Source organism: Intestinimonas sp., from assembly GCF_026169115.1.
Lineage (GTDB): Bacteria > Bacillota > Clostridia > Oscillospirales > Oscillospiraceae > Intestinimonas.
On record NZ_JAPFEA010000077.1, the window covers coordinates 19,255 to 29,226 of the forward strand.

At 64.9% G+C, this 9,972-nt stretch carries 13 protein-coding genes and 1 pseudogene; 11 read left to right on the plus strand and 3 right to left on the minus strand.

Annotation, left to right across the window (positions count from 1 at the left end):
• The first annotated feature begins 14 nt into the window (after positions 1 to 14).
• The 6 genes from Q0Y09_RS07235 (at position 15) to Q0Y09_RS07260 (ending at position 5,034) form a co-directional block, all read left to right on the plus strand.
• Positions 15 to 1,196 carry a cation diffusion facilitator family transporter gene (locus Q0Y09_RS07235; protein ID WP_297719760.1) on the plus strand — a complete coding sequence of 394 codons (1,182 nt, stop codon included), beginning with the start codon at positions 15 to 17 and terminating at the stop codon, positions 1,194 to 1,196.
• A 141-nt stretch (positions 1,197 to 1,337) separates the two neighbouring features.
• Positions 1,338 to 2,036 carry a response regulator transcription factor gene (locus tag Q0Y09_RS07240; protein WP_297719763.1) on the plus strand — a complete coding sequence of 233 codons (699 nt, stop codon included), beginning with the start codon at positions 1,338 to 1,340 and terminating at the stop codon, positions 2,034 to 2,036.
• Between the two features lie 29 nt (positions 2,037 to 2,065).
• The gene (locus Q0Y09_RS07245; RefSeq protein ID WP_297719766.1) at positions 2,066 to 3,511 is read left to right on the plus strand and encodes a HAMP domain-containing sensor histidine kinase; all 1,446 of its coding nucleotides are present in this window, start codon (positions 2,066 to 2,068) and stop codon (positions 3,509 to 3,511) included.
• A gap of 87 nt (positions 3,512 to 3,598) precedes the next feature.
• Entirely contained in the window at positions 3,599 to 3,736 is a 138-nt protein-coding gene (locus tag Q0Y09_RS07250) for a hypothetical protein (RefSeq protein WP_297719769.1), read from the plus strand.
• A 20-nt stretch (positions 3,737 to 3,756) separates the two neighbouring features.
• Positions 3,757 to 4,203: a hypothetical protein gene (locus tag Q0Y09_RS07255; protein WP_297719772.1), complete on the plus strand. Its 447-nt coding sequence runs from the start codon at positions 3,757 to 3,759 to the stop codon at positions 4,201 to 4,203.
• 9 nt (positions 4,204 to 4,212) lie between these two features.
• Entirely contained in the window at positions 4,213 to 5,034 is an 822-nt protein-coding gene (locus Q0Y09_RS07260) for a trypsin-like peptidase domain-containing protein (protein ID WP_297719775.1), read from the plus strand.
• A 53-nt stretch (positions 5,035 to 5,087) separates the two neighbouring features.
• Here the strand turns inward: Q0Y09_RS07260 and Q0Y09_RS07265 are convergent, their stop codons facing one another.
• From Q0Y09_RS07265 to Q0Y09_RS07275, 3 genes are all read right to left on the minus strand, one after another.
• Positions 5,088 to 6,194, minus strand: a complete 1,107-nt coding sequence (locus tag Q0Y09_RS07265) for a PTS transporter subunit IIC (protein WP_297719778.1) — start codon at positions 6,192 to 6,194, stop codon at positions 5,088 to 5,090.
• Between the two features lie 126 nt (positions 6,195 to 6,320).
• A complete protein-coding gene (locus Q0Y09_RS07270; protein ID WP_297719781.1) occupies positions 6,321 to 6,833 on the minus strand; it encodes a transcription repressor NadR in 513 nt (170 codons plus the stop codon).
• Positions 6,834 to 6,849: 16 nt separating this feature from the next.
• Positions 6,850 to 7,866 carry a biotin--[acetyl-CoA-carboxylase] ligase gene (locus Q0Y09_RS07275; RefSeq protein WP_297719784.1) on the minus strand — a complete coding sequence of 339 codons (1,017 nt, stop codon included), beginning with the start codon at positions 7,864 to 7,866 and terminating at the stop codon, positions 6,850 to 6,852.
• Between the two features lie 121 nt (positions 7,867 to 7,987).
• On the opposite strand from Q0Y09_RS07275, the gene Q0Y09_RS07280 reads away from it, so the two are divergent.
• The 5 genes and pseudogenes from Q0Y09_RS07280 to Q0Y09_RS07295 all read left to right on the plus strand — a co-directional run.
• Positions 7,988 to 8,527, plus strand: a complete 540-nt coding sequence (locus Q0Y09_RS07280) for a biotin transporter BioY (RefSeq protein ID WP_297719787.1) — start codon at positions 7,988 to 7,990, stop codon at positions 8,525 to 8,527.
• A 79-nt stretch (positions 8,528 to 8,606) separates the two neighbouring features.
• A complete protein-coding gene (gene yabP, locus Q0Y09_RS07285) occupies positions 8,607 to 8,897 on the plus strand; it encodes a sporulation protein YabP (RefSeq protein ID WP_297719790.1) in 291 nt (96 codons plus the stop codon).
• Positions 8,898 to 8,900: 3 nt separating this feature from the next.
• Positions 8,901 to 9,158, plus strand: a pseudogene (yabQ, locus tag Q0Y09_RS13255) (spore cortex biosynthesis protein YabQ); the annotation flags it as partial.
• Between the two features lie 232 nt (positions 9,159 to 9,390).
• A complete protein-coding gene (ftsL, locus tag Q0Y09_RS07290) occupies positions 9,391 to 9,669 on the plus strand; it encodes a cell division protein FtsL (protein WP_297719793.1) in 279 nt (92 codons plus the stop codon).
• Between the two features lie 60 nt (positions 9,670 to 9,729).
• Positions 9,730 to 9,972, plus strand: a 243-nt coding sequence (locus Q0Y09_RS07295; protein ID WP_297719795.1) for a S1 RNA-binding domain-containing protein, incomplete at its 3' end; no start/stop codon positions are given.

Here is a 9,972-nt window from a genome sequence, read left to right on the forward strand (position 1 = left end):
GGAGTGGGTGCGGCATGGTCGATTTTCTGGTAAAACGGTTCATCTCCCGGCCTGATGACTGGGAGGACCCGGACATCCGGCAACGCTACGGCCTGCTCTCCGGAGGGGTGGGCATCTTCCTCAATCTGCTCCTCTCTGTGGGGAAATTTCTGGCGGGGCTCCTCACCGGGTCCATCGCCATCACCGCCGACGCCTTCAACAACCTCTCCGACGCCGGCTCCTCGGTGGTCACCCTGGTGGGCTTCCGCATGGCGGCCAAAAAGGCCGATGACGACCACCCCTTCGGCCATGGCCGCATGGAGTACATCTCCGGCCTCATCGTGGCCGCCGCCATTTTGCTGGTGGGCGTGGAGCTGGCCAAAAGCTCGGTGGGGAAGATCCTCCACCCGGAGGAGATCGCCCTCTCCTGGGTGTCGGTGGGTATTTTGTGCGCCGCCATCCTGGTGAAGCTGTGGATGTTCCGCTTCAACCGTATCCTGGGGCGGCGCATCGGCTCGGCGGCCATGGCGGCCACCGCCGCCGATTCCCTCTCCGACGCGGCGGCCACCTCGGCGGTGCTGCTGGGCACTCTGGTGGGGGGACTCACCGGCGTACACATTGACGGCTGGGTGGGCATCCTGGTGGCCGTCTTCATCCTCCGGGCCGGCTGGGGGGCCGCCAAGGACACCCTGGACCCCCTCCTGGGTCAGAGCCCTGACCCCGCCCTGGTGCAGTCCATCGAGCAGACGGTCCTGGCCCACGACAGCGTCACCGGCATCCACGACCTCATCATCCACGACTATGGTCCGGGGCGGAGCATGCTCTCCCTCCACGCCGAGGTCCCCATGGACGCCGATGTGCTGGCCGTCCACGACGTCATCGACGACATCGAGCGGGAGCTCAAGGAAAAATACCGCATTGAGGCGGTGATCCATATGGACCCCATCGCCACCACCGACCCCCTGACCAACGAGCTCAAGGAGCGGGTGGCCGGCCTGGTCCGGGAGCTGGACCCCGCCATGACCATCCACGATTTCCGGATGACCCAGGGCCCCCACCACAAGAACCTGATTTTTGACGTGGTGGTGCCCCACAGGTGCCCCCTTGCCGACGAGGAGGTCAAGGCCCGGATCGCCGAGCGGGTGGACGCCCTGCCCGGCGGGCCCTACTTCACCGTGGTGTCCATTGACCGGGCCTATACCGAGCCCCTGGCCTGAAGACCCGCTTTTACAAAAAATTCACCCTTCATCGGGGAAATGGATTATAATAGGGTAAACTGGACGGATTGCCGCGGCGTACGCCCCGGTCCGTCAGGATGAGACGCGGCAGCCGCCGCGAGAAGAAAGGTGGAGGTCCCTATGCCCACAAAGGTGCTCATTGTGGAGGATGACGGCAACATTGCCGAACTGCTGCACCTCTATTTGGAAAAGGAGGGCTTCGAGACCCAGGTGGCCGCCGACGGCGGAAAGGGCGTGGAGCTCTTCCGGTCCTTCCGGCCCGACCTGGTGCTGCTGGACATCATGCTGCCCGTGATGGACGGCTGGTCGGTGCTCAAGAAGATCCGGGAGGGGGATAAGACCCCCGTCATCATGCTCACCGCCAAGGGGGAGCTGGGAGACAAGGTCCAGGGTCTGGAGGGGGGCGCCGACGACTACATCGTCAAGCCCTTCGAGATGAAGGAGGTCCTGGCCCGTATCCACGCCGTCCTCCGGCGCTACGGCGCCGAAGAGGGGGGCGGGGAGAAAAAGCTCTCCTTTGACAAGCTGGTCATCAACCTGGACTCCTACGAGCTGCTGGTGGACGGCAAACGGGTGGATACCCCGCCCAAGGAGCTGGAGCTTCTCTACCATCTGGCCGCCTCCCCCAACCGGGTCTTCACCCGGAACCAGCTGCTGGATGAGGTATGGGGCTTCGATTACTTCGGCGATTCCCGGACGGTAGACGTGCACATCAAGCGCCTGCGGGAGAAGCTGGAGGGGATCAGCGACCAGTGGAGCCTCAAGACCGTCTGGGGCGTGGGCTATAAATTTGAGGTCCTCAGCGGCGAGAACGCCTGAACCCACAGAAGAAAGGGGGCGCCCTGCCCTTGAAGAGCCTGTATCAGCGCCAGTTTTTCATCATGGCCGGGGTGATCCTGGTCTCATTCGCCCTGCTGGGCTCGGCCTTCATCACCCTCTCCTACCGCTATACAGTCAGCGAGCGGCAGGACTCCATCGGCTATAATGCCCGCTATATCGCCGGTGTGCTCAGTCAGGAGGTCAGCGTCGACAGCGAACAGGGTGGATTTTACCTGGTCTCTGACCGGTTCCAGCCGGCGGTGGACGCGGTGGTCTCCGTGACAGAGGCCACCGTCCTCCTCACCAGCCAGACCGGACAGATCATCTACGCCGCCGGCAGCGCCGGCGAGCTGGCCGGCCTTGCCGACGCCAAGCTGCCCGCCGTCGCGGTCCAGAGCGTCCAGGCCATCGGCTCCTTTGAGTCTGTCACCACCCTGGACGGCCTCTTTGCCGAGCAGCGTTATGTGGTAGGCGTGCCCTTCCGCCTGGATTACAGAGGACAACAGGTCATGGCCGGCATGGTTTTCGTGGCCGCCAAAGCGGCCAGCATCACCGAGATGTGGCGGGCCTTCGCCTCTATTTTCCTCTTTACCTCGGTGGTGGTCATGCTCATCGCCTTTATCACCACCTCGGTGACCTCCCTGCGGATGACCCGGCCCCTCAAGGACATGGCGGAGGCGGTGCGGAAGTTCGGCCACGGAGAATATGAGACACGGGTGGACTGCACTGGCCGCTGCGACGAGGTGGGGGAGCTGGCCGAGGCATTCAACGCCATGGCGGACTCCATCGCCCAGGCCGAGGCCAAGCGCAGCGAGTTCGTGGCCAACATCTCCCACGAGCTCAAGACCCCCATGACCACCATTGCCGGCTTTGCAGACGGCATCCTGGACGGCACCATCCCGCCGGGGCGGGAAAAGGAGTACCTGAAAGTCATTTCCTCCGAGACCCGGCGGCTCTCCCGCCTGGTGCGCAAGATGCTGGACCTGAGCCGGCTCCAGTCCAGCGAGCGGGTCACCGCCCAGGAGCAGTTCGACATCTCCGAGGTCATGCTCCGGGTGCTGGTGAGCCTGGAGACCAAAATCAACGCCAAGGGGCTGGATGTGGACACCCAGCTCCCGGACGACCCGGTGCAGGTGTGGGGGGACCCGGACGCCATCACCCAGGTGTGCTACAATCTGCTGGACAACGCCATCAAGTTTTCCTACCTGGACACCACGCTGGGGATCTCGGTGGCCGCCCGGGCGGGGAAGGCTTATGTGTCGGTCCGCAACCACGGCGATACCATTCCGCCCGAGGAGATCCCCCTGGTCTTTGACCGCTTCCACAAGACCGACCGCTCCCGCAGTGAGGACCGGGACGGCGTGGGCCTGGGGCTCTATATCGTCAAAACGATCCTCAATAGCCACAAAGAAAATATCACTGTGACCAGCGAGGACGGCCTGACGGAATTTACGTTTACGCTGACTCTGGCCTGAGGTCCCGGAAAAAGAGGAGATATTTTCTCCGCCCCCTTTGGGGGCGGCGCGGCATCAGCCGCGTCCAAGGCGCCGCAGGGCGGCGTCTTGCCGCAGGCGGGATTCATTCCCGCCGAGGAAGTAAAAAACGGGGCCCCCTGCCGGCGGAGCCGGCTGGGGAGAAATATTACCGTGACCAGCGAGGACGGCCTGACGGAATTCACCTTTACGCTGACTCTGGCCTGAGACCCGACAAGGAGGGAGCCATGTATCACTATTACTATGACGGACCCGGCGAAGCGCCCGCCGCCCAAGGCTCGCAGCCGCCGGAGGAGCGGGAGACCGCTGACCGGCAGCCGCCGGAGCCGGTCCCGGAGCCGTCTCCAAAGCCACATAAAAAGAGCTCCGAGCGGGGCGCGGCGGCGGTCCTGCTGGGACTGGTGCTGGTGCTGGGCGGCCTGGCAACGGCCCTGGCCATCCGGGCAGAGCCCCTGGACGTGGCGGCCTGGCCACCCACGATAGAGGACGGGATGGGCGGCGTCCAGGCCATTGTGACCGACCTGGAGCTGGAGCGCTATCCAAACGGGGATGGGACTACCTTGACCCTCACTGACCGGGCGGAGGCAGCCGCCCTGACCTTTCAGGAGATCTACCGGCAGGTGAGCCCCTCGGTGGTCTCCATCACCGCCGCCCTGCCCATGGGCATCTCCTAGGGCACCGGCGTGGTCATGACTGCCGACGGCTACATCATCACCAATGCCCATGTCATTGAGGGGGCCTTCCGGGCCGACGTCTCTCTGGAGGACGGGCGCAGCTTTCCGGCCAGGCTGGTGGGCAGCGACCAAGCCACCGACCTGGCGGTGCTCAAGGTGGAGGCCGCCGCCCTGCCCCCCGCCGTCTTCGGCGACTCCGACCAGATGGTGGTGGGGGATACGGTGGTGGCCATCGGCAACCCCATGGGGGAGCAGCTCCGGGGCACCATGACCGACGGCATCCTCTCTGCCATCAACCGGGACATGGAGGTGGACGGCAACACCATGACCCTCCTTCAGACCACCGCCGCCCTCAACACTGGTAATTCCGGCGGCGCTCTGGTCAACGACCAGGGCCAGGTGGTGGGCATCACCAACATGAAGCTCATCTCCAATGTCTCCGACAACAGCCTGGAGGGCCTGGGCTTCGCCATTCCTACCGCCACGGTGAAGCCGGTGGTGGACGCCCTCATCGCTGACGGCGTGGTCACCGGCCGGCCCACCCTGGGCGTCACAGTCCGGGCCATGTACGACTTTGAGCAGGCGGAGCGGGGGGTGGACCACGGCCTCCTGGTGGTGAGCGTCACCGCCGGCTCTGGCGCGGAGGACGTTCTGGAGCCGGGCGACGTCCTCCTGGACGCCAACGGGGTCCCCCTCCGCACCAATGACGACCTGCTCGTCCTCCGGGACGGGCTCCAGGCGGGGGAGGTCATCACCTTCCAGGTCCGCCGGGGGGAGGAGACCCTGACCGCAGAGGTGCCGCTGGTGGAACGTTACCAGCTGGAAAATTGAAAAAGCGCCGCCGCTTCCCCCAAAACGGGGGAAAGCGGCGGCGTTTTTTGGGTTTAGTCCAGTTTCAGGTCGCCCTCTTTGATCCAGCCGATCTTCCGGAAGAGGAGGCCGAAGGCCCAGCACAGCACAGCGGGCAGCACAAAGGAGATGAGGATGAGGCCCAGCCAGTCGAAGGGGGTGGGGGAGATGGCCAGAGCGCCGTTGGCCAGGGCCTTCTCGCTGGGGGCGACCCAGCCCGTCCACACGCCCAGCTGTCCGCACAGGCCGCAGGTGCCCATGCCGGAGTTGATGGGGGCGCCGTTCATCTCCAAGCCGAAGAAGCAGGTGGCCAGGGGGCCGGTGATGGCGGAGGTCAGGATGGCGGGGAGCCAGATCTTGGGGTTTTTCACGATGTTGGGCATCTGGAGCATGGAGGTGCCGATGCCCTGGCTCACCAGGCCGCCCCAGCCGTTCTCCCGGAAGGAGAGGACGGCAAAGCCCACCATGTTGGCGCAGCAGCCGGCCACCGCCGCGCCTCCCGCCAGGCCGGTGAGACCCAGCACCGAGCAGATGGCCGCCGAGGAGATGGGGAGGGTGAGGGCGATGCCCACCAGTACGGAGACCAGAATCCCCATCCAGAAGGGCTGGAGGAGGGTGGTGCGCATGATGAGCTGGCCGAAGGCGTTGGCCACGGAGCCGATGGGGGGCGCAATGAGCCAGGCCGCGCCGATGCCGATGAGAATGGTAACGATGGGGGTGACCAGGATGTCCACCTTGGTCTCCTTGCTCACCGCCTTGCCGAATTCGGCGGCGATGATGGCCACGAACAGCACCGCCAGCGGCCCTCCCGCCCCGCCCAGGGCGTTGCAGGCGTAGCCCACCGTGACCAGGGAAAAGAGGACCATGGGGGGCGCCTGGAGGGCGTAGCCGATGGCCACCGCCATGGCCGAGCCGCTCATAAAGGAGCAAAGCCCGCCCACGGTATAGCCCACGTCGTTGATTTTGATGATCTGGGCCGTCAGGAAGGGGATGCCGAACTGGGTCCCCAGGGTGTTCAGGATGGTGCCGATGAGCAGGGAGCAGAAAAGTCCCTGGGCCATGGCCCCCAGGGCGTCGATGCCGTACCGGCGGGCCGAGATGACGATGTTTTTGCGCTGGAGGAAGCCCTTCAAGCCTTCCATATCTTTGCCAGCTCCTTCTCTCTCAAATTGTCTTTATAGGTGTCTTGACACAAGACAGTATTATAAGACCAGCCCGGCGAAAAAGTCAAGACCTTTTCAGTCCGGGCCGGTGTGATGTTCCTATGCTCAGGTGAGGAGGAGCCCGGCCTCTTGCAGGGCCTGGGTCACCCGGCGATAAGCCCCCTCGTCGGGGCAGTTCAGGGTGTGGAGGTGGATACCCCCCGTGAGGTCGGAGAGGGGCTTGGCCCCATTTGAGACAACCTTTTGTATAAACTCTGACACATCATACCGATTGGATAGGTCCAGCTGGCCCACCAACTGCCCATAGACCCGGTGTTCCACGATGACGTTGACCACGGTGCAGCCGTTGTCCACCATGATGTTGAGCTCTTGGGTCATGTCCTCCAGGGTGGTGTGGCGGCAGGCCACCGTCCACAGCTCTCCGGTGGCGGCGTGCTCCAGCACATAGCCACGGGGGGTGGCGGTGATGCGTTCCCCCGCCGCCCGGAGCAGGGCGATGTCCCCCACGATGATCTGCCGGCTCACCGACAGGGTATGGGCCAGCGCGGAGGCGTTCACCGGCCCCTCCGCCCCTTTCAGCAGCTCCATCAGCCGTTCCCGGCGCGTCCCTGCGTTCATATGCTCCCTCCGTTCCTCAGACATAGCCCAGCAGCCCCCGCACCGACACCTCGCCGGCGGTCACCGTTCGCTCCCTGCCGTCGGGCAGACGGCAGACCAGGGAAAAGTCGTCGTCCACCCCCTGGGCAAAGGCGGGCTTCCGGCTGCCGTCGGGCCGGACCAGAGCCACCTCGTGGCCGGTGGTGACGCACCGGAGGCGGTATTCCTCCAGATAGGCCCCCTTCTCCCGGGGAAAGGCGGCGTACATCTCGTCCAGGGCGGTCAGCAGGGCGGCGGCCAGCTCCGCCCGCCGGACTGGCCGGCCCAGAGCCTGGGAGAGGGAGACGGCGAGGGGGGAGAGGTCAGGGCCGAAGTCGGAGTCAGTCTGCCCCACGTTGATCCCCACCCCCACCACCACGGCCACCGCCGCGGCGCTCTCGGCCTCGAATTCCAGCTCGGTGAGGATGCCGCAGAGCTTTTTCCCATTCCAGATGATGTCGTTGGTCCATTTGATGCCGCACGCCAGACCGCAGCAGGTCTCAATGGCCCGGCACACCGCCACCGCCGTCCAGGCGGTGAGCTGGCTCAGGGCGTCCAGGGGGACCTGGGGCCGGAGCAGAACGGAGCAGAAGAGACCCTTTCCCCGCAGAGACTGGAAGGTGTTTCCCCGGCGGCCCCGGCCCGCCGTCTGCTCGTCGGCCAGAATGACCAGCCCCTCAGCCGCCCCCCCGGCGGCCCGGCGCTTGACCTCGCTGTTGGTGGAGTCCACGCAGTCCAGGCAGACCACCTCCCGGCCCACCAGATGACCGGAGAGAGCGGCGGAGAGCTCGCCGGAGCGCAGGTCGTCGGGGGCGGCGGAGAGCCGGTAGCCCCGATTGGGGGCAGAGACGATCTCATACCCCGCCCGGCGCAGGCCCTCCACCGCCTTCCACACCGCCGCCCGGCTCACCCCCAGCCGGCGGCTCATCTCCTCTCCGGAGCGATAGGCCAGCGGCTCGGCGCGCAGCAGGGCTAAAATCTCATCCTGGAGCATGGCGGCACCTTCCTTTCCCAAGCATTATACCCCCATTTCCCCTCCGTGGTCAACCAATGAAAAAAGAGTGGTTTACAAATGACTGGAGCTGTGGTATTGTAAACCAGATTATATAATTGGTTTACGACTGGAGGAGACAGAGATGCAGATACGCACCCGCATGCTGGCGCTGGCCGGGCTGTTCACGGCGATAACGGCGGCGGCCAACTTCATCAAGATCCCGGTGGGCATTGTGCCCATCACGCTGCTCTACTTTGCCACCGCTCTCTCCGGGGTGCTGCTGGGCCCCCGGTGGGGGGCGGTCTCCCAGGGGGTCTATGTGCTCCTGGGACTGGCGGGACTGCCCATCTTCACCGGCGGCGGCGGACCGGGATATGTGCTCCAGCCCAGCTTCGGCTTTCTCCTGGGACTGGTCCCCGCCGCCTGGGTGACGGGCAGGCTTGCGGGAGCCAGGCCGGGGCCGGGACGGGCGGCCCTGGCGGCCCTGGCCGGGCTGGGGACCCTCTACCTGGTGGGGCTGCCCTACATGTGGCTCATCCTCAACGTGTACCTGGGCCGGGGGAGGGCCCTCCCCGCCCTGCTGTGGAGTGGTATGCTGATTTTCCTGCCCGGCGATCTGCTCAAAATTGCCGGAGTAGCCGTCCTCAGCCCGCCCCTGTGCCGGGCCCTGGGCCGGGGCTGAGGGCATATCCCGTCCGCCGGGCCCATATATTGGAGCAGCATACCCTCCGCGCACGGAGGGGGGAAAGGCGGGAAACAATATGCAGTATGAGGAAAGGCGGCCGCGGCAGGAGGCGGCGGACCACCATGTGATCCTGGAGGGGCGGTCCTCACTGTCCGTGTCCGGGGTGGAGGAGGTGGAGAGCTTCGACGAGAACGCCGTGGTGATGCGCACCGCCCAGGGGACCCTGGTGGTCCGGGGGGAGGACCTCCACATCGAAAAGCTGAGTCTGGACGGGGGCGACCTGCGGGTGGAGGGCATGGTGGATTCCCTCACCTATGAGGACGACGGCGGGGCCCGGGGCGGGTTCCTGGCCCGGCTGTTCCATTAGACCGTGGGCATCGACCTGGCCGAGCAGATCCGGACCTTTCTGGGGGCGGCGGCTCTGGGGGGCTGTCTGGGCCTGGTGTATGACGTTCTGCGGCTCCTTCGGCGGCGGCTCCGGCTCCCCCTGATGGGACAGCTGCTGGATCTGGGCTTCTGGGGCGTGACCACGGTGGGACTTTTCGCCTATGCCATCACTGTGGGGGGAGGCGTGCTGCGCATCTATATGGGGGCGGCCCTTGTGCTGGGGGCCGCGCTCTATTTTCTCCTCCTGAGTCCGCCGGCCCGTCTCCTGCTGGGGCTGGCGGCCGACGGGGCGGCTGTGGTGCTCCGCCTTCTTCTCCTACCGGTGAAGGGACTGGCCGGCTTTGAGAAAAAAATTCGAAAAAACATAAAAAAATACTTCCATTATCGGCGAGAATGGTATAAACTTAATCTGATACCCGGAGAGATGGACGACCTGGCCCGTTCCGATGACGGGAGATGGGAGGGGAGAGACCATGCCAAAGACCAAGAAAGCCGGACTGCTCACCAAACTGGTGATCCTGGCCCTGCTCATCTATTTGGCCACCTCCCTTCTGGACCTGCAAAGCCGCATCCGTCAGACCCAGGCCGAGCGGGACACCCTGAGCCGTCAGGTGGCCGAGCAGGCCCAGGTCAACGCCGACCTGGCCGAGGACGTGGCCAATCCCGACGATCCGGACCGGATCGCAGACATCGCCAGAGATAAGCTCGGTCTGGTGGTGCCGGGGGAGAAGGTCATCGTCATCACCAACTAAAAGGGCCGTTCGTCAACAGAGAGACCGGGTGAAATTTCAAGAGAGGATCATGGAAACAGTATGGAGTTTGGTGTAGGTTCTATTGTAGAAGGAAAAGTGACTGGCATCACGAAGTTCGGCGCCTTCGTGTCACTGCCCGGCGGCCGGTCGGGTCTGGTGCATATCTCCGAGATCGCCTATACTTATGTGAATGACGTAAAGGATCATCTCACGGAGGGACAGGAGGTCAAGGTCAAGGTCATCGGGATCGACGACAACAACCGCATCAATCTGTCCATCAAGAAAGCCATGGCCCCCCCGCCC